The 23,753-nt window shown below is 33.3% G+C and carries 26 protein-coding genes; 8 read left to right on the forward strand and 18 right to left on the reverse strand.

Going from position 1 to position 23,753, the window contains the following annotated elements:
• Nucleotides 1-12: 12 nt before the first annotated feature.
• From flgK to ACK1U5_RS10340, 3 genes are read right to left on the reverse strand one after another with little or no spacing between them, the layout of a single operon-like run.
• Complete coding sequence (gene flgK / locus ACK1U5_RS10330) at nt 13-1,311, reverse strand: flagellar hook-associated protein FlgK (RefSeq protein WP_016109692.1); 1,299 nt, start codon at nt 1,309-1,311, stop codon at nt 13-15.
• Between the two features lie 17 nt (nt 1,312-1,328).
• Nucleotides 1,329-1,781, reverse strand: coding sequence for a hypothetical protein (locus ACK1U5_RS10335; RefSeq protein ID WP_000275882.1), 453 nt, complete (start codon nt 1,779-1,781; stop codon nt 1,329-1,331).
• 15 nt (nt 1,782-1,796) lie between these two features.
• On the reverse strand, nt 1,797-2,261 hold the full coding sequence (locus tag ACK1U5_RS10340; protein ID WP_000946323.1) for a YaaR family protein: 465 nt from the start codon (nt 2,259-2,261) through the stop codon (nt 1,797-1,799).
• Between the two features lie 143 nt (nt 2,262-2,404).
• Here ACK1U5_RS10340 and ACK1U5_RS10345 point away from each other — a divergent pair, with 143 nt between their 5' ends.
• On the forward strand, nt 2,405-2,902 hold the full coding sequence (locus ACK1U5_RS10345; RefSeq protein WP_069605355.1) for a flagellar motor switch protein FliG: 498 nt from the start codon (nt 2,405-2,407) through the stop codon (nt 2,900-2,902).
• Nucleotides 2,903-2,941: 39 nt separating this feature from the next.
• On the forward strand, nt 2,942-3,724 hold the full coding sequence (locus ACK1U5_RS10350) for a CheR family methyltransferase (RefSeq protein ID WP_021728666.1): 783 nt from the start codon (nt 2,942-2,944) through the stop codon (nt 3,722-3,724).
• Nucleotides 3,725-3,755: 31 nt separating this feature from the next.
• Here ACK1U5_RS10350 and ACK1U5_RS10355 read toward each other — a convergent pair whose 3' ends face one another.
• From ACK1U5_RS10355 to ACK1U5_RS10385, 7 genes are all read right to left on the reverse strand, one after another.
• On the reverse strand, nt 3,756-4,472 hold the full coding sequence (locus ACK1U5_RS10355; RefSeq protein ID WP_000403962.1) for a hypothetical protein: 717 nt from the start codon (nt 4,470-4,472) through the stop codon (nt 3,756-3,758).
• 27 nt (nt 4,473-4,499) lie between these two features.
• A complete protein-coding gene (locus ACK1U5_RS10360) occupies nt 4,500-5,882 on the reverse strand; it encodes a transglycosylase (protein ID WP_069605354.1) in 1,383 nt (460 codons plus the stop codon).
• 29 nt (nt 5,883-5,911) lie between these two features.
• Nucleotides 5,912-7,549 carry a flagellar motor switch protein gene (locus ACK1U5_RS10365; protein ID WP_001115015.1) on the reverse strand — a complete coding sequence of 546 codons (1,638 nt, stop codon included), beginning with the start codon at nt 7,547-7,549 and terminating at the stop codon, nt 5,912-5,914.
• A 169-nt stretch (nt 7,550-7,718) separates the two neighbouring features.
• Complete coding sequence (locus ACK1U5_RS10370) at nt 7,719-9,737, reverse strand: chemotaxis protein CheA (protein WP_069605353.1); 2,019 nt, start codon at nt 9,735-9,737, stop codon at nt 7,719-7,721.
• 129 nt (nt 9,738-9,866) lie between these two features.
• The gene (locus ACK1U5_RS10375) at nt 9,867-10,235 is read right to left on the reverse strand and encodes a response regulator (protein WP_000940568.1); all 369 of its coding nucleotides are present in this window, start codon (nt 10,233-10,235) and stop codon (nt 9,867-9,869) included.
• Between the two features lie 150 nt (nt 10,236-10,385).
• Nucleotides 10,386-11,063 (reverse strand): OmpA family protein, encoded by a 678-nt coding sequence (locus tag ACK1U5_RS10380; protein WP_000033627.1) that lies wholly within the window; start codon nt 11,061-11,063, stop codon nt 10,386-10,388.
• Between the two features lie 19 nt (nt 11,064-11,082).
• Nucleotides 11,083-11,916 (reverse strand): flagellar motor protein MotP, encoded by an 834-nt coding sequence (locus tag ACK1U5_RS10385; RefSeq protein ID WP_000504191.1) that lies wholly within the window; start codon nt 11,914-11,916, stop codon nt 11,083-11,085.
• 172 nt (nt 11,917-12,088) lie between these two features.
• Here ACK1U5_RS10385 and ACK1U5_RS10390 point away from each other — a divergent pair, with 172 nt between their 5' ends.
• Nucleotides 12,089-12,691 carry an HD domain-containing protein gene (locus tag ACK1U5_RS10390; RefSeq protein ID WP_003312897.1) on the forward strand — a complete coding sequence of 201 codons (603 nt, stop codon included), beginning with the start codon at nt 12,089-12,091 and terminating at the stop codon, nt 12,689-12,691.
• Nucleotides 12,692-12,718: 27 nt separating this feature from the next.
• Here the strand turns inward: ACK1U5_RS10390 and hfq are convergent, their stop codons facing one another.
• Together hfq and ACK1U5_RS10400 are read right to left on the reverse strand one after the other, a co-directional pair.
• Complete coding sequence (hfq, locus tag ACK1U5_RS10395) at nt 12,719-12,907, reverse strand: RNA chaperone Hfq (protein WP_000400665.1); 189 nt, start codon at nt 12,905-12,907, stop codon at nt 12,719-12,721.
• Nucleotides 12,908-12,960: 53 nt separating this feature from the next.
• Nucleotides 12,961-13,179 (reverse strand): aspartyl-phosphate phosphatase Spo0E family protein, encoded by a 219-nt coding sequence (locus tag ACK1U5_RS10400; RefSeq protein WP_000291688.1) that lies wholly within the window; start codon nt 13,177-13,179, stop codon nt 12,961-12,963.
• A 232-nt stretch (nt 13,180-13,411) separates the two neighbouring features.
• Between ACK1U5_RS10400 and ACK1U5_RS10405 the strand changes: the two genes are divergently transcribed.
• The 3 genes from ACK1U5_RS10405 to ACK1U5_RS10415 all read left to right on the forward strand — a co-directional run bounded on the left by ACK1U5_RS10405 (nt 13,412) and on the right by ACK1U5_RS10415 (nt 14,985).
• Nucleotides 13,412-13,531 carry a YjcZ family sporulation protein gene (locus ACK1U5_RS10405; protein ID WP_000120179.1) on the forward strand — a complete coding sequence of 40 codons (120 nt, stop codon included), beginning with the start codon at nt 13,412-13,414 and terminating at the stop codon, nt 13,529-13,531.
• Nucleotides 13,532-13,699: 168 nt separating this feature from the next.
• Nucleotides 13,700-14,038 carry a hypothetical protein gene (locus ACK1U5_RS10410; protein ID WP_044584273.1) on the forward strand — a complete coding sequence of 113 codons (339 nt, stop codon included), beginning with the start codon at nt 13,700-13,702 and terminating at the stop codon, nt 14,036-14,038.
• Between the two features lie 221 nt (nt 14,039-14,259).
• A complete protein-coding gene (locus tag ACK1U5_RS10415) occupies nt 14,260-14,985 on the forward strand; it encodes a sulfite exporter TauE/SafE family protein (protein ID WP_000513081.1) in 726 nt (241 codons plus the stop codon).
• A gap of 375 nt (nt 14,986-15,360) precedes the next feature.
• Here the strand turns inward: ACK1U5_RS10415 and nfsA are convergent, their stop codons facing one another.
• The 3 genes from nfsA to ACK1U5_RS10430 all read right to left on the reverse strand — a co-directional run bounded on the left by nfsA (nt 15,361) and on the right by ACK1U5_RS10430 (nt 17,288).
• Complete coding sequence (nfsA, locus tag ACK1U5_RS10420) at nt 15,361-16,095, reverse strand: oxygen-insensitive NADPH nitroreductase (protein ID WP_001002392.1); 735 nt, start codon at nt 16,093-16,095, stop codon at nt 15,361-15,363.
• A gap of 149 nt (nt 16,096-16,244) precedes the next feature.
• A complete protein-coding gene (locus tag ACK1U5_RS10425; RefSeq protein WP_000678055.1) occupies nt 16,245-16,562 on the reverse strand; it encodes a DUF4870 domain-containing protein in 318 nt (105 codons plus the stop codon).
• Nucleotides 16,563-16,709: 147 nt separating this feature from the next.
• Nucleotides 16,710-17,288, reverse strand: coding sequence for a YdcF family protein (locus ACK1U5_RS10430; protein WP_001227678.1), 579 nt, complete (start codon nt 17,286-17,288; stop codon nt 16,710-16,712).
• A gap of 161 nt (nt 17,289-17,449) precedes the next feature.
• Between ACK1U5_RS10430 and ACK1U5_RS10435 the strand changes: the two genes are divergently transcribed.
• Entirely contained in the window at nt 17,450-18,115 is a 666-nt protein-coding gene (locus ACK1U5_RS10435) for a DUF421 domain-containing protein (RefSeq protein ID WP_000923922.1), read from the forward strand.
• A 34-nt stretch (nt 18,116-18,149) separates the two neighbouring features.
• Here the strand turns inward: ACK1U5_RS10435 and ACK1U5_RS10440 are convergent, their stop codons facing one another.
• From ACK1U5_RS10440 to ACK1U5_RS10450, 3 genes are all read right to left on the reverse strand, one after another.
• Nucleotides 18,150-19,505, reverse strand: coding sequence for an MATE family efflux transporter (locus ACK1U5_RS10440; protein ID WP_000388390.1), 1,356 nt, complete (start codon nt 19,503-19,505; stop codon nt 18,150-18,152).
• A gap of 131 nt (nt 19,506-19,636) precedes the next feature.
• Nucleotides 19,637-20,482: a MerR family transcriptional regulator gene (locus tag ACK1U5_RS10445; protein ID WP_000925910.1), complete on the reverse strand. Its 846-nt coding sequence runs from the start codon at nt 20,480-20,482 to the stop codon at nt 19,637-19,639.
• Between the two features lie 94 nt (nt 20,483-20,576).
• Complete coding sequence (locus tag ACK1U5_RS10450) at nt 20,577-22,250, reverse strand: ribonuclease J (RefSeq protein ID WP_001086704.1); 1,674 nt, start codon at nt 22,248-22,250, stop codon at nt 20,577-20,579.
• 333 nt (nt 22,251-22,583) lie between these two features.
• Here ACK1U5_RS10450 and ACK1U5_RS10455 point away from each other — a divergent pair, with 333 nt between their 5' ends.
• Nucleotides 22,584-23,747, forward strand: coding sequence for a cation:proton antiporter (locus ACK1U5_RS10455; RefSeq protein ID WP_000393905.1), 1,164 nt, complete (start codon nt 22,584-22,586; stop codon nt 23,745-23,747).
• Nucleotides 23,748-23,753: the final 6 nt, after the last annotated feature.

Consider the following 23,753-nt stretch of genomic DNA (forward strand, 5'->3'; position numbering starts at 1 on the left):
CATGACTACTCCTTATCTAATAATCGAAAACAAACTATCAAACACTTCATTCATAGTAGTTATAGCTTTAGAATTCGCCACGAAGTATTTTTGGAAGGCCATTAAATTAACCATTTCTTCTTCCATATTTACGCCCTCGATGCTCATCTTTTCTTGCTGGATACCTTCTAATAAATCCTTATGAATATTTTGATATGCATTTACTGAACTTTTATCAGAGGCTACACCAACTAAAAATTGATCTAAGGCTTGCTTATATGTAAGTCCATCCTTATAGCCTTTATCTGTAATAGCCGCAAGGTTGTTGGCAGTTTCAGCCGAAATTTTCATTTTTGAAATATCTTTTATAAAATCAGGATTCAATTCAAGCTTCTTCGCATCTTCTCCTACAAAAAGCTCTTTCTTCATAGTATTATTCACTTGTTTTTTTAACGAATTTACAAACTCATTCAGATTATCTTTATAATTTGTAATCTTTGCTTTCGTATCAATTGCCGATAAAATTGTTCCACCACTTAATGGGATATCTGTTCCAGATATTTGTACAGACATTGGCTTTTTATCCTTCTGTAATTGAAGTGGGTATGTATCTTGACCATTTACAGTTAAAACACCATTCATCCTAACACTTGCAATATTAGGATTTGTAGCTTCATACGATACTTCTATATCTGCATACTTAGACATTTCTGTCATAATACGATCACGTTCATCTAATAGTTGATTTGGTACTTGTGTACCAGCTTGTCCAATTTTCTTGTTCGCTTCTGCTAAACTAGCAGCAAGTCGATTAAATTCATTAACATGCGCTTCAATATCTTCTGTCGTCTGTGCTTCCACTGTATCCAAGTTTTTCGCAAGACGACTTACTTGACTTGTGAACTTCCCCGTTTCAGCAATTAATGTATCGTAGTAATTTGATTGCTCCGGATTTTTTGCAACTTCACGAAAAGCATTGAAAAACCCATCCATTAAACTAGATAATGAATTTTTACCTGTCGTTCCTACCATAGACTCTACTCGCGACAAAGTAGAGTTCATATATGCATAGTAAGAGAACTGTGACATTTGATCATTATATTGCTTTGTCTTCACTTCATCTGTAATACGATCAACACCTAACGTTTGTACACCATACCCTATTCTTTGTTCTGGTGCATACCCTTTACTCCCTCCAGCAGATCCGTAATTCACCATTTGACGCACATAACCCGGTGTATGAATGTTAGACAAGTTTTGTTTCGTTGTTTGCAACCCCATTTGAGCCGCTAACATGCCCGATAGCGGTGTATTATAATCAGATAATCTCATAAAGCTTCACTTCTCCTTTACAATAGTTCGTTCATAAAGATTTGCGAATTATTGTTTCGCTCTAAGTTATATTCAGAAACAGAATCCACAATACTTTCTGTAGTTTTTAATAGTACGTTTAAGTAATATTGATTTTTCAAAAGAAGCATTTTTACATTCTCTTCTAATTCAGTTACGTTTTTTTGTAATTCTTCCATTTTTTCAATTTCTTCTTGAGAAAAATACGAAAATAACGCACTTACACGAAACGCTTCAACTCCTTGTTCTTTACAGAACTGAACAACCATTTCTTCTAATGAGCTTGATAACCCTTTTAAACCATCAATGTACTGCAATTGCTCTACTTGCAATTTTTGAACTGCATTTACATTTTTATTTTTTAAATTCTCATATATTTGCTCTCCAAGCGCTTGAATATTTTCATACGCTTTTTGAATAATAACGAGTTTTTCATATAATTGTATGTACATATAGCTTCCTTCCTTTTACAAGACTAAATTCACAATTAAACCATGGATTTCTCCAATTTGATTTAACATTTCTAAATGTCCTGTTTTTGTATTAATTAAATTCATAACATCTTCTAATTCATTCAATCCCATTTCTGCCTGTTTCACAATCGTCATTTTCTGTGAATATCCGTAACGCGGGTGACGAGACATGACATCTTTATACTGCAATACATTATCCACGTAAAAATTCAAAAATGATTTTACTGTATTTTTGTATTCCATTACATTATCAAGCGTTAATTCCATTTCAATTTTCTCTTTAATTTCTCCAATATTATCGACAAAAGCTTCCATTTGTTCTAGTAATTTATCTTTTTTCGGATCTGCATGCAAATTATCCGAAAATGCAAGTCCTGTCCTGACATTTGCTTCTTTCGGCATTTGAGTAGCAGGCGGTATATGCGATAAAATTGGATTATGCGAGATAGAACGTAGCATATATATCACCTATTTATTTTTTTATTTCTTCCTAAACTTAATCGTAAAATCCAGTTATTTATAATTATACTCTGAACAGTAATATTTTGCAGTTATTTTTTATAAAAGATATGTTACAATTTAGTATGAGGTGGCACAATTCTATGAATATTTTCCTTTGTGGTTCAAATCAATTAACAGCATTAGATCAAGAAGAAATTAAAAAATTTTTAACTGACTATGCTCACAAACATAAAATTTACATATTATGTTATAAATCTATTGAAAATGAGGTTCTTCGTTTTTTCGTTGAGAATGAAAGACTCGCTCAAAATTTATGCCTTTACACGCTGCAACCATTGCAAGCAATTACAGATGAATTCCAAGAAGTCGTTGATTACTTAAAAAAACACGGAGCCGAATATGTTGCTTTTGATCATCCTTCTGACTCCATTTACCGATTAGATTATATGTTTTTTGTTAAACAAATTATTGAAGACACTGATTTAGTTCTCTGTTTTTATAATGGTGACAAACATACATCTGTCATCCCTGTCGATGTTGCAAAAGAAGCAGGTATTGATGCTGTCATTTATGATTTACCAGGATTACATGAAAAGCAAATGAAAAAAAGCTTTGAACAAAAAATTCGTATGATGTAAAGGGGGAGGCACAATACCATTATTGTGCCCATTGTAAATATGATAATTGAACAAGATTATGATCATTTTATCGCGAGTTTTAAACAACAATTCAATATGGACATCGCTTCATATAAACAAGATAGAATGCGCCGTAGAATCGATGCTTTCATTTCGAGAAAAGGCTTCGAAAACTACACTAATTTTTTAAACAAATTACGCGCTGATCAAAATTTATTTTTAAATTTTATTGACTATATTACAATTAACGTTTCAGAGTTTTTTAGAAATAAAGAACGATGGCAAACTTTAGAGTCGAAAGCACTACCAAAATTACTCGAACAAAATAGCGGAAAATTAAAGGTATGGAGTGCCGCTTGCGCTGCTGGTGAAGAACCATATACACTCTCTTTAATTTTATCAAAGCATCTAGCTCCATTTCGTTTTGAAATTCAAGCAACAGATCTTGATTTTCATATTTTAGAAACCGCAAAACGCGCTCAATATACAGAACGTTCGTTAAAGGAATTACCTACTGATTTGAAAGAACGTCATTTCACAAAAGAGAATGGTCTATATTCATTGCATCAAAACATTAAACAAAACGTCTCGTTTAAACAACATGACCTTTTAATGCAGTCATTCGATACAAATTATGATTTGATTATTTGTCGTAATGTAATGATATATTTCACAGAAGAAGCAAGAGTAAAACTTTACGAAAAATTTAGTCGTTCTTTACGAAAAGGCGGTGTACTATTTGTTGGTAGTACGGAACAAATTTTAACACCCGAACGTTACAATCTTCAGCGATTTGATACATTCTTCTACGAAAAAATATAAAAGAGGTCGTCACAATCGAGTGACGACCTTTTTACATAACTCGAATTAAAATAATACCGACAATCCATATGAAGAGAAAAAGAAACGTCATAGACCATTTATGTTCTTGCATCGTTTGTTTCAATGCCTGTGATAATTGTGTCATGTTCATTTCCGCAAGCGCTCTCCATACACTTACATCCCGATCTTTAGCAATGCGGTCTGTAACGCTAATTAAAATTGTTTCGTTAGACAATTTCGTTATATAAGCAGTAATAACCGTTACCATCAAATTTATATTTCCTTCTGAAGAATCACTTTCCACTCTAGAGATAAGTGCACTTACATCTAGTAAAGGAATATGTACTTTTCTACCAAATGATAGTTGTACTTCAGCGAAATCATATGTTCCATCTAACAAAGGAAGTTCTTTTATATGCGCCTGCTTAATAAGTCCTTGCAGGCTTCTAATTACTTGTTCAAACACTTTTTCTGATTGCTTTCCTTCTTCAGATAACGTATGTAACTTTTTAAAAAGTTGTAACACTGTATCCATCTCTTTAGAAAGCATTTCCTTCATAATCTTTCCATCACTTAAACTTGCAAGTAAAATACCTATCTCATTATTTTTCGAAATAATTTTAGACTGTCCAGTAAACACTAAATTGCTACGCTTTCGTTCTTTCTGGATTTCATGTTCCGAAATAGCTGCAGGCTGTTTTAATGGTTGTAGCGTCTTATCTTCAATTGTCGTACGTTTAATCTCCATTTAAGCGCCTCCACTACTATGAAATAATTAGCCCCATTCTTTATTACTCTTTAAAACTAAAAACAGTACGAACAAACCTGACATGATAGTAAATACATCCGAAGCTTGTACTCCCTGTTCACCTTTTTCTTCTTCCTTGTCTTTCGTTTCTTCTTTTTGTTCTTTCTTTTTAGAGACAACCTGTTTGTTATTTTTCTCTTTTTGGTCCTTCGCCTTATGTACTTCCTTGTTGTCTTCGAACGGCTCTTTTATAACGTAAGTAAATTCCTCTTTCTCTTTCAACGGTTCTTTTATAAACTTATTTACTTTCTCATCTTGCTTCGGAATTTGAACAACTGGCAATTTTTCTTCTGGAAGCGGGTTTTTGATTTCCAAATCTTTTTGCTTCTCATTTTCTTTCTTATCTTCTAATTCATTTTCTAGTTTATTATCTAATTTATCTTCTTTCTCTTCTATCTTTTTATCATCTTCGTTTTTTGGCGCCAAAACAGAAATGGTATATTCACTTTCTTCAACAAGTTTATTACCTGCTCCATCTATTATCTCTACAAGTAATTCGTATGGCCCAGTCGGCAATGCTTCTGTTATTTCAAATACTTTTTGCCAATCCATATCATGCTTGTTGTAGTCTAATAAAAACGAAAGCTCTTTATTTTCTTTCCCTTTTAATGTAACGCGCACTTCTTTTACAACCGATTCTATATCTGACGCTTTTACTCGTATATGTATAGAATCTCCCTGTTTTCGTTCAACTAAGTCCTCTTTCACTTCATCAATAGTAACTTTCTGTAACTTTGGCAATTCTTTATCTATAGTTGGCGTTTCATTTTTAATACGAATGAGCGGGACTTTCACTTCATTTTTTACGATCTCTTCTTTCTCATTCTCTTTGTAACTTTGAACGAGCTGAAGATTCCAATCACCTTGCAAATCAAAATCCCCTGCTTTATAGTTCGCAACCCAGCTCTTCGTTTCTTCATCATACCCAAAAGATAATATTCTTTCTTGCGCATATTGCTCGCCATTTTTTTGTAACTGCAATATACCTTTCATGCTTTGAATGTTTTTCCCATTTGGTTCTACAGCAATTCGCACTTCTTCGCCAACTTTAAGCTCCTGCTTATTTACTGTAATAATTCCCTGTTCTGTTTCTATCTTTCTTTCATTCAATTGTTTATTTACTACTTCTTGTTGTTCTACTTCTTGTTCTGCTTCTTTTTGTTTCTCTTCATCTTGTTTCGTTTCCACTTGCTCTGAAGATTCTTGAGATTCCTTATTTTCTTCTTGTACATTCACTTCATTTATTTTTTGATCTGGCTCAATTTGTTCCTCAGCCTGACTTTGCAAGGGGAAGAACAAGCACACATGTATGCATAGCCAACTCATTAGAAAAAACTTTACGTTTTTCATCTACTAGTTCAAACTCCTATTTCAATGCCTTATAGTGATTTCGTCACTTTTACTCCAAAAAATCCATTTACATTTACAAGTTCACCATACGCTACTAATACATCATTTACATAAATACGAATCGGTTCATCAATATCCTCATCTAGTACAACTGCTTCATTTTCTTGTAAACTTAATATATCTTGAATCGTTTTCACTGTACTTCCAAATACAAATTTCACGTTCATTTCTACATTTTGTAGAATGGACGTGTCCATATATACTGGTTCCATTTGTTTTACTTCTTTAAATTCAATAGGTTGCACAACTGGTTCTACAATTTTTTCTTCTTCAATTTCTTCTGTGGCAATCTCTTCTTCTTCCACCATCGGATACAGAAGTCGCCTTACCATTTCTTTCGCTTCGGAAATTGGCAAAATTTGATACATCTTCGATTGAAGCAAATCGCCAATTTCAAGATTGAACGTAATTTGAACGAGTTCGTCCACTTCCATTGACTCTCCCAAATATTCCATTTCTTCTTTTAATGTTACAAATTTAACATTTGGCGGCGTCATGTCCATTTTTTCTTGAAACATTTCTGACATCGCCGTAGCAGCATGACCCATCATTTGGTTCATAATTTCTTTAATACCGCTCAGTTCTAATTCAGTAAGCTCTTTTTCTGGGTCAACTTCCCCTGTTCCCATCATCATTAAATCTACCATTGTTAAGGCAACATCTTTCGTAAATACGAATACATTCTCATTCTTTAGCCCTTCAACAAAGTCGACATTTAAAATAACAAATGGTACTGGTACTCCATCATAATGACGAACATTGATTGCTTCCACATTTGGTGTACTAATTGTAACTGGCTGATTTAAAAGCGTTGACAATACTGTTGAAGCGGAGCCAATTGAAATATTTGCAATTTCACCAAGCACATCTTTCTCTTCTTGTGTTAAATGCTCTTTTTCAACTTCTTCTACAATCTCAGTTTCCACTACTTCTGCTGGTTCGTCTGTTTCTTCTACTCCACCAGATAATTGCATTAATTTATTTACCATTTGTTTCGCATGCTCAACTGAAACAATTTGTACAAGTTTAGAGTTTACAAGATTATCTATCTTTAAATCAAACGATACTTTAACAATCGTATGATTCCCATCGATTTCAGAGATTTTCTCCATTTCTTCTGATAACTTTACAACTTTAATCGTCGGCGGAGACATATCTACTGTATCTTGGAAGAATTCCGACATAGATGTAGCTGCGAATCCCATCATTTGATTCATCGCTTCTTGTACAGCACTTAGCTCTAATTCACCAAGTTCTTTTCCGTCCTCGACTTCACCTGTTCCCATCATCATTAAATCAGCAATGGACAATGCAACATCTTGCTTAAGGACAAGGAGGTTTTCCATATCTAATCCTTTTGTAAAATGAATGTTTAATACAACATGTGGAACTTCGACATCTCTTGAATCATATAAATCTACCAACTCTATACGAGGAGCAGTAATGCTTACTTGCCTATTTAAAATTGTTGATAATACAGTCGAAGCTGAACCAAATGATATATTTGCAATTTCGCCAAGAATATCGCATTCTTGGGGCGTTAAATGCTCATTTTCTTTTTCTAGCACAATCGTGCTCGTATCCCCTTTTGTGTGTTGCTCAGGCATTTTCCCTGCCTCCTCATTTCTGTTTTTCTATCAAATAATATAAACTCTTATTTTATTTTAGCAAACTCATTAGTATAAAACGTTACTATGTATCCCATTATTAGATTCGTAACGATTAGCCAAAAAGCTCCCCAATTGTATACAAGTGGGGAGCTTTCCTTCATTCCTATTATAAACCTTCTGGGTTTAAAATGAGGACCACTCGTCCATCACCGAGAATCGTCGCACCAGAGAAATAGTTAGAACTCTCTGCAAAGAAGTCACCTAATGACTTTAAGACTATTTCTCTTTGACCGATAATTGTGTTTACAATAAGTCCATAGCTGCGATGTGTATTACGAACAATTAACACAGGAACCATTTGACCATCATATGACGCAAACGCCTCATCTACTGTTTTTTCACCAAATACAGTACTTAAATGTTTCACTTCAATAATTTGATTACGATAATTTAACACATCTTTTCCTTGTAAGGATTGGATGTCTTCTCTCTTAATTCGAATTGCTTCAACGATATTTCCAAGAGGTAAAGCATAACGCTTATCATTCGTTTGAACAAGCATAGATTGAATAATAGACAACGTTAATGGAAGTTCAATTCTAAATGTACTTCCCTTTCCTTCCTCAGAATCAATAATTAAATGTCCACCTAAACTATGAATCGTATGTTTTACAACATCTAATCCGACACCGCGTCCAGAAAGATCTGATACAACTTCAGCTGTACTAAATCCTGGTTGGAAAATAAGATCAAACACTTCACGATCTGTTAATCTATTCGCATCCGCTTCAGTTACAACGCCATTTTTAATCGCTTTTTCTAATACTTTCCCTTTATTAATACCGTTTCCATCATCCGTAATTTGAATAACGACATGATTTCCACTATGAAAGGCTTCTAATTTAATCGTACCTGTCTCATTTTTACCTGCATCACGTCGTTTTTCAACAGTTTCAACACCGTGATCAATTGCATTTCGAATTAAATGAACGAGCGGATCACCGATTTCATCAATAACAATTTTATCTACTTCAGTATCTTCACCTGTAATTTGTAAATTGATTTTTTTCCCTAAATCTTTCGCTAACATACGTACCATACGCGGGAAACGATTGAACACAGTTTCAATCGGCACCATACGCATATTTAATAGTACATTTTGAATATCTTTTGAAATATCGCCTAATCGATTTAAATGTTCAATTAGCTCCTTGTTTTGAATCGTTTGAGCCAATTCATCAATGCGCCCACGTTCAATTACACTTTCTTCAAACATATTCATTAATCTTTCGATTTTCTCTAATTGAACACGAATTGAACGATTCTCCACTTTAGCATTTTTCGTTTTTATAGTACTTTTAGCTGGCATAGCACTTGAAGGTTGATTCGTTGCCGCTATTGGTGATTCTACCTGCGTAGCCACAGCTGGTTGTAGCTTTCCTTCTACTTGCACAACTTCTTGTGTAACGACTTTTTTAGAAGCTACTTCCTTCGATATAGGTTCTCCTTGCTTTACTTCCACTTTCTCAATTTCAGAAACATGAAGTACTACTTGTTTCAATTCTTCTATACTACAATCAGTATCCATAAATACTGTAAATTCAAATCCGAAAGCATCTGCTTCAATTTCTTCAATACTCGGAGCTGTTTTTTGTATATTCCCTACATTTTGCAATGCTTCAATACACATAATAGCACGTACCGCTTTTAAAATTGCTTGCTGTTCAACTGTTATATGCACTTCATGCGAAACTGCATCATCGGTGTCTATATGATTTTGCTCTATATGTTCCGTAGGAGTTTCTACATTGCCGTTCAATAATGCTTCTAATTTCTGTTTAGTTGAGGCTACATCAATATTGCCCATTCCACCTTGTTGCACATCTGCAACCATCTTCTCCAAATTATCAATGCACTCAAAAATCACATCAATAATATCCGCATTTACAACTATATTTCCATGACGAATTTCATCTAACACATTTTCCATCTTATGCGTTAAATCAGCCATTTCCGTAAATTCCATGCTCGCAGACATACCTTTGAATGTATGAGCGGATCGGAATATTTCTCCTACAACATCCATATCAGCAGGATTTTGTTCTAACACTAGCACATTTTCATTTAGCGACTGTAAATGTTCTTCTGACTCTTCGAAAAATATATTTAATAGATCTGTTTGCATTTTTATCCCCTACCTGTCTAACAAACATTTCATTTATGTATAACAATTTAGTGTTTTACAATGAGAAAAAAGGGGGCCACACGTCGATCCGCTATCACTGTTTTGATTCCTTGTGGCACCCCTTCTATATTAACTATTTGCTACTTTTGTTAAAGCTTCAATTACACGATCCGCTTGGAATGGCTTTACAATAAAGTCTTTTGCCCCGCCCTTAATTGCATCTAATACCATACCTTGTTGTCCCATTGCAGAACAAATAACAACCTTTGCACTTGAATCAATTTTAATAATTTCTTTTAATGCTTCAAGCCCGTCCATTTCTGGCATAGTAATATCTAATGTTACAATATCAGGTTGAAGTTCTTTATACTTTTGAATTGCTTCTACACCATTCTCTGCTTCGCCAATAACTTCAAATTCAGCATTACTTTTTAATAAGTTTTTAATCATCGTTCGCATAAACATCGCATCGTCTACTACTAAAATTTTATGTGCCATTCTTTTTAATTCTCTCCTTCTATGTATAAATATATCTTAATATTTCACCTTATCATTCTCACTCATTATACAAAATAAAATGATAAAATTTAATATTTTTTTAAAAGAATTTTCGTGTTTTTATTATTTTATTATTAAAATAATAATATACTACTCTTTTATATAAATAACAACGCGACGGTTTTTTTCCCAGTTTTGCGGTGAATCATTTGGTACAATTGGCTTTGTGTCTGCATATCCTACCGCAGCTAGCCTTTTATCGTCCACATTATACACTTCAATTAAATGGTGAATCATATTTGCCGCTCGTGCTGAAGATAACTCCCAATTAGAAGGGAATTTCTCGTTATGAATAGGTCTACTATCTGTATGTCCCTCTACAACAATTGGGTTAGGTACGGATTGAAAAAATCCAACTAATTGACTTATTATCCCTTTCGCTTCGGGCTTAACGTTCGCATCGCCTGTATCAAATATTAAATTATCTACTATAACGACGCTTACCCCTGTATCCTCTCGATATACATTCACTTGACTAATACCATTATTATCTACATATGCTTTTAACTTCTTATATAATTCATCCATTCTCTTTTTTGAAATCATTTTTTCATCATTTTTTTCATGTGAAATATCCGGTATTGTATTTTCCATTACTTTTGCATCTACTTGCCCCGTATCACTAAACTTTTCAAGCATCTTTGACAATTTTACTGCATCTTGCTTTGATGTAGCAACTAGTAATACAAAGAAAGTTAATAATAACATCGTTAAATCTGTAAAAGTCGTCATCCAACGAGGCGATCCCTTTTGCGGTCCTTTACTCATCATACCACTCCTTGAAATATTAGGCTGCTCCTTTTACCTTTTTTACCTTTGTTTCGTATACGTATGTATCCAGTTTCAACTTTAATTTAGAAGGGATTTGTCCACGATACAATTCTGAAATTGCTTCTATTACAAACTTCTTCTCTGTATATAAATCTTCAATACCACGATATACTTTTTCCGCAAGAGGGATTGCAATCATATTCGCAAGTACAGACCCATATAATGTCGTTAACATCGCAACTGCCATCCCTGTACCAATTTGCGATGTATCTTGTAAGTTTTGGAGCATAATGATAAGACCAATTAAAGTCCCTATCATGCCCCAAGCTGGAGCAAAATCACCAATTTTATCTAATAATGCTGCTCCTTTTCTTAACTCATACACTTCCGTTTCAATATCTTTCAATAACACTTCTTTTAATTCATCTTCATCGTAACCGCTTAACATTAATCGAATTCCTTTTTGAATAAAAGGATTATCCACTTGCTCTCCATCTACCTCTAAAGAAAGCAAGCCGTGCTTTTTAGACTTTTTCGAAAAATCGACAAACAAATCCGTTAACTGTTCTAAATCTTCTTCTCTTCTATGTAAAACAGTAAAAATGCTTTTCGTATATTTTTTTATTTCTCCAAATCGATATGCCACAACAATTGTCGCTGTTGTTCCCCCTATGACAATTAAAATAGATGAAACATCTAAAAAGTTTTTGAAAGCTTTTATTCCACCGCCGCCAAGCATAATTGCCGCTATCACTATAATAAAACCTACTATAATGCCCACTGGGCTAGAAATATCAAACTTCCTTTTTCTTCTTTGTGGTCTAGCTAATACTTGATTTTTCTCTCCCATATTTCTGCCCTTTCCTTTCCATTTTTATATAACATTTTTTTATTTTAATAATACGTTTTCACATATAACATGTATTATACGCTTATCATCTGTTTATCGCAATATACTCATGAAATTGACACATTTCATTTCTATATTAGAATTATGGTATGAATAAATGAGGAGGATCACGATGGAACACAACATTTTACAAGTCATTGCATTAGCAGAAAAACTAAAATATGAAATGCGACATAGCTGGCTTTCCAACGGACGTCAAGAAAGTGTTGCCGAACATACATGGCGGATGTCTCTAATGGCCATTTTAGTTGAACCTTATTTGGATCAAAAAGTAAGTATTGAGAAATTACTTAAAATGGTTATTATTCACGACCTAGTCGAAGCCGAAGCTGGTGATATTCCTGCTTTTGATACAATGAATAGTCACGAATTACAGCTACAAAAACAAAAAAATGAACTGGAGGCTATTTTAAATATTAAACAAACGTTAACAGGTTCTCTCGGCGAGGAATTATATGACTTATGGATGGAGTTTGAAGCGAAAAAAACGTACGAAGCAAAAGTTGCTAATGCACTCGATAAACTTGAGGTGAAAATCCAACATAACGAAGCTGATATTGATACGTGGCTACCAATTGAACATAAAATGACATTCCAAGTAGCAAAGCATACAAACTTTGATTCTTTCCTATCTAAATTACAAAAAATTATTGAACAAGATGGAGAAAAGAAGTTAATTGCTGCCGGCATTGATGTTGAGGCATGCAAGCAATAATGAAATAAGACACTCAACAAGAGTGTCTTATTTCATTATTGTTGATATAGCCTGCTTATAAATAAGCTGTTGTTTTCCATCCACTAAGATTAAAACTGTAAATTTATCCACTCCAACAACTTCTCCTACTATTCTAACGCCACTCTTTAAGAAAATTGTAACTGTACCTTTTTCTTCTTTTATTTGTTTATACAATTCTTCCTGTAAATGTTCCAATTACTGTCCTCTCCTTTCTGTGAAACATCTTAATATAAAAAACTATAAATTTTTTATTTATGCACTTTGTCTTTTATGTTCATAAACTTATTAATAAGTATATCTAAATCACGACTAAATAACAAAACTTTATCATGATCCAATCCGTGTCTCGCAACAAGTTGAATTAACTCTTTCTTTTTGTTTTCTATTTTATTTTTTAATTGTCCCATCTCCATCTCTATACTAAAACTCCCTTTTCCCATAATATTACTTGTAAAATTATAGTACATATTCTCTCATAAAAAAATAAGAAAATGGTTTTTTTTACAATTTTTTATTTTTTATGCCTAAATTATGAATTACGTAAAGGTTTATTTACAAATCACTAACATGCAATCCTAATGAATCTACAGGCATTTGTCTAATTATAAATGAGACTGGCTCGTTTTCTATACAAAAAACATACTGTATATAGTAGTCCATGAACCATATAGATTAACTTACTAAAAAGGAGGAAAACATATGAGTTATGGTGGAAGTTGCGCTGGTTTCGGCGGTGGATTTGCTTTGCTTATCGTACTATTCATCCTTCTAATCATCATCGGATGTAGCTGTTGGGGTGGCGGCGGATACGGATATTAATATATCCTATCCTTGAAAAATGAACTAAAAACTATAGAAAAACAGCTCAAATATGAGCTGTTTTTTTTCATACTTTCGTATGAATTTATATCCCTCTTATTTGCGATTTCAACTAGCAACATATTGTTTACTATGGAATAAGAAACATTTTTACTAAGGGGGATTACAATGATTAGAGGTCTTTACGAAGCACATTTACCTGTCCGCAACTTAAAAGTATCAATACCTTTTTATGAATCACTAGGGCTAAAATTATATAAAAGAGGAGATAATGTTCCACTTGATACGACATTACTTCAAACTTACACACACGAAAATATGATAGGTAAAGTTTTTTCATTCCATTATTCCATTTACGGATCTCTTATTCAGTTATCGATGTTTTTTACAGGAGGGCTGTTAGAAATTCTTTCTCCTCAAATGATTGGCTGTTTATTAGCTACATGCTGTATTTTTGTAAGTTTTATATGGCTGTTCTTGTTTTATCGCGGGGATCTCAGTGAATAATTTAATGATAATCAATACATTTTGATCCCATTCATTATTTGTTTCCCCATAATAAAATTGTTTAAAAATACAAGTCAGATTTTTTAGTTAAAGAGCCTTATATGGCAACACTATTTGAGAAAAAACTAGATATTTATGTTAAAATACAAATAAGTTTGTGAAACATTGCACTTAAATAATAGACTTTAACTAGTTAAACTTGATTAAATAGGAGGGCTGTTTTGGGTATCACATTCTTTTTCATATGTATTATATTAGTGGCTTCTATTCTGCAAGCAAGTACAGGTTTTGGCTTTTCCATAATGGCAACCCCTTTCTTACTTATGTTATTTCTACCACAAGAAGCTATACAAATAAACATTATTTTATCTTTAATTATCTCCATTTCACTCATTTGGAAAATAAGAATGGACGTTGATTTTGTTCTACTGAAAAGGTTTATTTTTGGAAGTATAGTTGGTGTTCCTTTTGGCATTTTAATTTTCATTTCCGTTAACATAAACACTTTTAAATTAGCAGTTAGCATCCTACTCTTACTATTAACATTGTTGCTAATATGCAACGTTAAGGTTAGATCAACACAATCTAGAGATTTCATAGTTGGCGGATTATCTGGTCTTTTAACGACAAGTATCGGTATGCCAGGTCCACCCCTGTTACTTTATTTTACAGGAACTAATACTGAAAAAGAGAAGTTAAGAGCAACTACATTAGCTTTTTATCTGTTTATATATTTCATTAGTCTAGTAACTCAAATACTCTTTACTGGCACAAACAAAACCATTTGGGAATCAAGTTTTTATGCCATTCCAATTGTATTTTTAGGCTTGTTTATAGGTCAAATTATTTTTAAATGGCTTAATCAACGGATTTTTAAAATATTTACGTACATTCTTTTAAGTTGTACAGGGGGTTATCTTCTTATTGAAAGTTTGAACTTGTTATAGAAGATGCTTTAGATCGTGCAATAACAGATATGTTCAAACGAAATTATTGCTGTATTTTCCGGCGGGGTATTCCATATCAAAACTTAAATAACTTTATTGACAGTTTACAATTAGCAATAATCTTTCTTTCATAAGGAAAATATTTCAAATCAAATACTAAATAAAACGATAAAAAGCGGCTATTATGCCGCTTTTACTTACTATTGGTATTTCATTCTCATTTTCTATCACTTTTGTAAAAAATTATTTATTTTTATTTTTATGTATATGATAACAAATAAAATACCTAAGTTCAGAAAGAATAAACAACTTTCTGGCCTTAGGTATTTCTCCTTCTCAAAAAGGCAAACCCGCATCACAGGTTTGCCTCTTTACTCACTTCTTATTTAATCCTTTTTCACTTAAAAACTCTTTCATATGCATTCTTTTTTCTTTAGACATAAACGAACTCATTGATTCCGTCCATGTTACGTTTTTCTTGTTTGATGATCTTTCTTTATAATACGCGTTCATCGTTTCATCATATTCGTTTAGTAATTCATCATATTTTTGTTCATCATATCCATTTTCATGAAGAACTGCTGCTACTGGTAAACGTGGTTTAACTCCATGTTCTTCATCTGGTACACCGACTGTCATTCCGAATACAGGATATACTTTATCCGGTAAATGAAGCAGTTCACTCACTTCTCTCGGATTATTACGAATACCACCAATATAACAAATACCGTATCCTAACGATTCTGCTGCTAGTGCTAAGTTTTGCGCAAAAAGTGAAGCATCTACCGTCGCAACGATAAAGTCTTCTACTCCCTCATGCTTTATCTCTGTACTATGTTTTTCACATGCAATTTCAAGTCGTTTTAAATCTGCACAACAAACAAAAAATGCTGCACAGTCCTTCACATGGCGATTTCCGGATAGCTCTGCTAGTTTAGCCTTTAATTCCTGATCTGTTACATATATAACAGAATACGCCTGTACAAAATGTGATGAAGCTGCATGTTGCGCAGCATGCACCATCTTTTCTACTACATCTTTCGGAATTGATTCTTCTTTATATTTACGAACTGAAACATGTTGCTCCATCTTATGTATGATCTCATTCATGAAAATCACTCCTTTTTTCTCTTCATAATGAAAAATTAACATATCTTTTTCAATTTTCACAACTTATAAGCACAAAAAGAGCAATTCTTTTTGAATTGCCCTTTTTTAAAACGTTTATCGATACGGTAAATGAAATTATAATTATCTTATTACGCCGTTTTCAAAACTTTAATACCTTTTACGATATTCCAAATGAAGTAGTAAATTCCTACAAGAATGAACACTGCATATGTGATAGCCATTCCAATTCCAGCACCGTCAGATTGATTGAAACCTAAACCGTACATGCCTGATACTGCTAGTCCTCCAAATAAGATTGCGTATGGGAAAACATGTGACCAAAATGCTTTTTTCGCGTGATACTTCACTTCATCTTCTGCAACAAAGTACACGATAATTGGTAGTAAAAATGGTGCAAAAAAGATACTAAAGTAACATAACGAAGATAAAATATTATTTCCTTTCATCCGATTCACCTCTAAATAGTTTTTGTTACCTTCATTATGTCAGGAAATCATTCTAGAAACTATCGCTTTACCTTTCACGAACGTGACATATTTGTAAGATTTTCCTCAAACTAAATCCCGCCTGAGTTTCAGACGGGATCACTTTCACTATATTCGATTCATAAACCAATACTGTGTAATTGCTAAATATTCTCGTACATTCGATGGAATGATGATTGGTTTCGGTGTTTTTGCCGGAAGACCTTCTAATTGTAAACCTTGTTTGGCCGCTATTTTTTTCGCTCTAAACATGTGAAAATCGTTTGTTACGATCATACCTTTTTTCATATCGGCTGGAATTAACGGTTTTGAGAATGTAATATTCTCATCTGTACTCGTAGATTTGTCCTCCATTATAATGCGGTCTTCTACGATATTTTGTTTTATTAGTCCTTGTTTCATTGCTAATGCTTCTGAAATGTCTTCGCCTTTTCCTTGTCCTCCAGATACGATAGCGATTGTTTTCTCATGTGATTTTAAATATTCAGCTGCTTTATCAATACGATATTGCAATGAATAAGATGGTTTCGTCCCATTTACTTTCGATCCTAGTACAATTATGTAATCAGCATCGTATGTTGCATTCATATGCCCATGCTTATAAATGTGATATTGTAAAAACCCCGCATACACGGCGCAAATCATTATAACAACTAAAATGCCCTTCATTATTTTCTTCTTTCTCATATTCATATACTCCTATTTTCTTTTACTTCCTTCATGATAATATCCATTTATTTGTTTGTATACAGACAAATTCCAATAAACCCTAATTTATCCTCTGAAAGGTAATATTTATATTACTTTCGGGAATAGTAAGTACAACTTTACACGAAGGAGTGTCTCTATTGCTTCTCTTTTTATGTAACGTGTCGTTCTTTTTCATCTTATTTTTGCTATCGCTTAAGTTACTCGGTAAATCCGCGTTAGCGCAACTAACTCCTCATGATTTTGGGGCTATAATTTTTTTATCTTATTTAGCTTTCCAGGCCATACCCGTCTCTGGTGCTTTACAAGCATTTCTCGGTATGGTTGTTATCACATGTTTACATTTACTCCTTACAAAATTAAGCCTATTCAACAAACTAAATCGTTTTATTCTCGGACACCCTATCATTTTAATTAAACATGGTGATATTATTTTTGAGAACTTACAAAAAAGTAGATACCCCATTGCAGAACTGCTTTCTAATCTTCGCGTTGCAGGATATCCAAGTGTTCATGAAATTGAATACGCTATTTTAGAAGCGAACGGCGCTATTAGTATTTTACCAAAAAGAGAACTTGTACCATTAACTCCAAAAGATTTAAACATAGATGTTAAGTATGCTGGATTACCAATTGCACTTATCGTCGATTCACAAATTCAATATGATAACTTAAAGTTAATACATAAAGATGAAAAATGGTTATATAAAGAATTAAAAGAAAAAGGAATTACAAATATTAAAAACGTTGCCTTTGCTTCTGTTCAAGAAACGGATGGATCTTTTGCTATTAGTTTAAAGGAATAAGAAAATCCCCTTAATTGCTTAAGGGGATGTTTTATCATATCGCTTCTTTCTCTCCTGCCATATTTAATGGAACAGGATGTTTCATACGATTCATCGTAAATACGATAATCGCTGTCATTACTTCTGCAACTGGCATAACGAGCCAAATTCCATTTATACCAAATAGTTTCGGCATAATCCATAACAATGGAATAATAAATAGTAATCCTCGGCTCATTATAATAAGTACTGATTTCTTCGTTTGTCGCACTGATTGGAAGTACTCTCCATACACAATGTTATAACCTAAAAATACGTATTGGATAAAGAATAAACTAATACCTGTTAAGGTTAACTCCAATAATTCTGGAGATTGAACATCAAATAAACCAATGATATATTTCCCGAAGAATAATCCGACAATTATCGCAACGCCTCCAAGGACAACTGCAATTTTCACAGCAAACTTCAATCCTTCACGAAGTCTCTCTGATAAATTTGCCCCGTAATGGAAACTAGCAATTGGCTGTAATGCTGCTCCAACACCAAAGAATAATAGTAATGTCATTGCATGAATACTATTCACCATCGCATAGGAAGCTACTCCTACTTCTCCTGCATATTGGACAAATGCGATATTAAAACCAATCGTTACGATTGCAACCGTACTTTCTGCTGTAAAACTTGGGAAACCAATCACCATAATTTGTTTGACAGTATCCCATTCAAAATGAAATTTCGTCCACTTTAAAATACTACTTTTTCTAAAGAAATGGGTTAATAATACAAGGAAACCAATCGCTGCCGAAAGAATAGTCGCTGAGGCAGCACCTGTTACGCCCCATCCAAAGATAAAAATAAAGATATAGTCAAACACTATATTTAATACAGCCGTTACAACAAGACCAGCCATTGCTAAATTAGGATTTCCATCATTTCGTATAAATGTACTTAAAATATTTTCTAAAACGTATATCATTCCAAATGTTAATAATACGTGTAAATAGTCTAACGCATATGGTAGAATCACTTCGTTTGCACCAAATAAGTATGCTAAATCTTCTATTCTCCATAAGCAAATCGCTGCTAAAATCCCTACGATAACAACTGCTACCGTCATTGATTGAGTAAAAATAGACCTTGCTCTTTCTCGTTTATTTTCACCTAATGCAATGGAGTATAACGTTGCCCCGCCCATTCCGATCCATAATGAAATAGAAAAGAAAATCGAAAAGGCTGGAATAGCCACGTTCACTCCTGCTAAACCGTTCGCCCCAACTCCTCTACTAATCATAACCGCGTCAATTACAATATTCACTGACATTAATACCATTCCAAGAACTGCTGGTATTAAATAAGAAATAAATAAGCTTTTAATTGGTTTTTCTCTTAATTTTTCTGTTGCTTCCATACTCTAATATGCTCCTTTTTTCAACTCTCTTTTCTTAGTTTAAACCTTCAAGTAACTTTAAGGTCAATAGAGAATTAAAAAATAGGTGACTTAATTATCGCGTTTGATGCTCATTTGTAATTATACGAGTCCTATAACTTATTGCTTTGTTTTTTCATTATAGGAATTTGAATTTCTGTTACTTGCTCCTCAGGATCTTCTGTTACAGACCAATCAATTAATGCAATCTCAATTGCATCTCCACTTATTTCGTATCCTTCTTGATCAATATATTTCATTAGCTTCTTATATGTTTCATCAGTTTCTTCATATGGCCCATGATGATATACACAGGCAAACATACCTTCTTTAATTTCATCTGAACTCTGTACTTCAAAAGGCATATAATCCAAAAGAATAAATACACTGCTATATGCTTGAAACTCATTTTGCATTAACCCTTTTTTCGCAACAGTTACACCAATATCTCCAGAAAATAAGCTATCATCCATTTGCCTCATATTTTTTTGCAACGAATGAATGTAGTACTCAAACATATCATCCGTCGTATTCGGGGCAACCGCAATAGCTGTTATTTTTCGCTGCGGGATCTCTTTTATTACCATTTGTTCAGCTTTTGCTTTTGTTGCTTCCTTAATTAAATGAATTCTATGCTCCATTTTCGCTAAAGCATACTCAATTTCTCTTTGTTTCTTCAGCATCATCTCTTGTTGTTTTTCCAGTAAATTGAGTGCGTATGCTGGATTTCTTTCATCAATATATTTTTTAATTTCCTTTAATGGAATGTTTAATTGGCGTAAAAACTTAATCGTATCTAATAGTGAAAATTGATCGATTGTATAATAACGATAATTCGTTTGAGGATCAACAATGGACGGATGAAAAATTCCTTTTTCATCATAATACCTTAATGTAGATTCTGCGATATTATGCATTTTTGCCATTTCTCCAATTGTAAAACGTTTATTTAATAACATCTTTTATTTCCTTCCATTTCTATTTATTTCATTATATGTTCATTTTGTCTTCAAAACAAAAAAGAATTCCCATACGAGAATTCTTTTTTTACTATTAAACCTCTATTATTATAGGAAGAATCATCGGCTTTCGTTTTGTATTTGTATATATATACTTCCCTAACGCTTCTCTTACCTCCCTTTTCAAAATACCCCAGCTATTCACATTCTCTTTCTTTAAATTATTAATTGTAATAACAGCTAATTTATTTAATTCTCTTAAAAATTCTTCTGAATCACGAACATAGACAAATCCACGAGAAATAATATCAGGACCTGAAATTATTTCTCCATCCACTTTATTAAAAGTAATAACTATAACGAGCATTCCATCTTCTGAAAGTTGTTTACGATCACGTAATAATGCATTTCCAACATCTCCAATTCCTAATCCATCTACATATATATTTCCTGCCTGTATTCTTCTAGATTGAATTGCCACTTCATTACTAATATCTACAACATCTCCATTACGTACGATAAAGATATTTTCCTTTTCAATACCAATTGATTCTGCTAACAAACTATGGTGATGTAGCATTCTAAACTCTCCATGAATTGGGATAAAATATTTAGGTTTCATTAAAGTGAGCATTAATTTCAATTCTTCTTGATACGCATGACCAGATACATGGACTCCAGTAGAACTACCTGATCCATAAATTACTTTTGCTCCTAAAGCAAATAGATTATCTATAATTCTTGAAACGTTACGTTCATTTCCTGGAATCGGAGTCGCAGCTATAATAACCGTATCTTCTGGTAAAACATCAACTTGTCTATAGTTTCCACTCGCTAAACGCGCTAAAGCTGCCATCGGTTCTCCTTGACTTCCTGTACAAAGTATCGCAACCTGCTTTGGATCTAAACGATTTACCTCATTTGCTTCAATTAACATACCTTCTGGAATATGTAAATACCCTTTCTCTAGAGCAACTTCTACTACATTTACCATACTTCTCCCGAGCAAAGCCAATTTTCGATTTGTTTTTATGCAAGCTTCAACTATTTGCTGAACACGATTCACATTAGAAGCAAATGTAGAAATAATTACTTTTCTATTTGCTTTCATAAATATTTCCTCTACCCGTTCTCCTACTGACCTTTCTGATGGAGTAAAACCTGGGCGTTCTGCATTTGTGCTTTCAGATAATAAAGCTAGTACACCTTCACTTCCTATTTTAGCCATTTTATGAATATCAGGATGTTGATTATTTACTGGTGTTAAATCAAATTTAAAATCACCTGTATGTACTACAGTACCTTCTGGTGTATGAAAAACAATACCGAGACAATCCGGAATACTGTGGTTCGTTTTAAAAAAGGTTGCCTTAATAGAACCACAATCAATTTCTGATTCTGAATGAATAACGATTAATTCCGTATCATTTTGAAGATTGTGTTCCTTTAATTTAATTTCAATTAAACCTAACGTTAACTTTGTTGCATAGATTGGTACATTTAGTTGTTTTAAAAAATATGGTATTCCGCCAATATGGTCCTCATGCCCGTGCGTTACTACTAAACCGCGAATTTTTTCTTTATTTTCTTGCAAATATGTGACGTCTGGAATTATTAAATCAATCCCTAATAAACTTTCATCTGGAAATTTAGATCCACAATCAATGACGACAATATCATTTTCATATTGGATAGCATACATATTTTTTCCTATTTCATTTACTCCACCTAAAGCAACAATAGACAAGTTATTTTTTAATGAATTCAAATGATAAAACCTCCTTTTCACATTTATAATTCGTGAAATAGCATTTAGGCTTTATTATTTGTAATGAAAAAGGACTTCATACTATTTCATACATATAAAAATTCACACACTATTCTTATATGTATACCTCTAATAACACCGTCTCTCTCTAAAAAAGCTCCCATTTTTTCATTGATTTTTTGCAAAATGTATTATATATTAATTACAGGTTCAAATTACGAGTTCAAAAGAACTTGTAATCAGACCCTTTTGTTTAATGGGTTTTACATATTTTCATTAGGCAAATTCCGAGAAATCGTATGATAAAACTAAAAATGATGAGGAGAGGATCAGATGGAATTCGAATTTTTCTTTCAAATTGCACTTATTTTATTAAGTACAAAGCTTGCTGGTGATCTTAGTGTTAGATTAGGTCAACCTTCTGTACTAGGTAAATTAATTGTCGGTATCGTTATCGGTCCAGCTGTATTAGGTTGGATTGAAAATTCAGAGCTTCTAACTCAATTAAGTAATGTCGGGGTTATTCTTCTAATGTTTATGGCTGGACTTGAAACAGACTTAGAAGAATTAAACGCCAATCGTAATTCTTCTTTAGCAGTTGCACTCGGAGGTATTATTCTTCCATTCGTAGGTGGTTACGTTTCTGGCCTTGTTATGGGAATGGAACAAGGAAACGCTGTATTCTTAGGATTACTTCTATGTGCGACAAGTGTTAGTATTTCCGTACAAACACTTCGTGATTTAGGTAAAATGAAAACACGTGAAAGTACGACGATGCTTGGAGCCGCTGTATTTGATGATATTCTTGTTGTTATTTTATTAGCATTCGCAATGAGCTTCTTAGGCACTGATGATGTTAACTTAACAATGGTTATCTTGAAGAAAGTAGTATTCTTCGCTTCTATTATTTTAATCGGATGGAAAGGTGTTCCAGCAATTATGCGTTGGTTGTCACCACTGCGCGTATCTGAGTCTATCGTGAGCGCAGCTCTTATCATCTGTTTCTCATTCGCATATTTCGGCGAACTATTAGGAATTGCTGGTATTATCGGTGCTTTCGCTGCTGGTATTGCAATTTCTCAAACAAACTACAAACATGAAGTAGAAAAGAAAGTAGAACCAATTGCTTACGCTATGTTCGTTCCGGTATTCTTCGTTAGTATCGGTATGAATATTACATTTGACGGTATTGGCAATCAAATTTGGTTCATCTTAGCATTAACAGTAATCGCTGTATTAACGAAACTAATTGGTTGTGGTGTTGGTGCACGCATGACTGGATTTGATGCTAAGTCTTCTGCAATTATCGGTTCTGGTATGGTTTCTCGTGGTGAAGTTGCACTTATCATTGCAGGAACAGGACTTTCTTCAGGTCTATTGGCACAAGATTACTTTACAGCAATCGTTATTGTCGTTATTTTAACTACAATGATTACACCACCAATGTTAAAATACACGTTTGGTGCAAAAGATAAAGCAATGAAAGCAAGTAAATAAGTTTAC

The sequence above is a fragment of the Bacillus sp. XB1 genome (assembly GCF_053557995.1).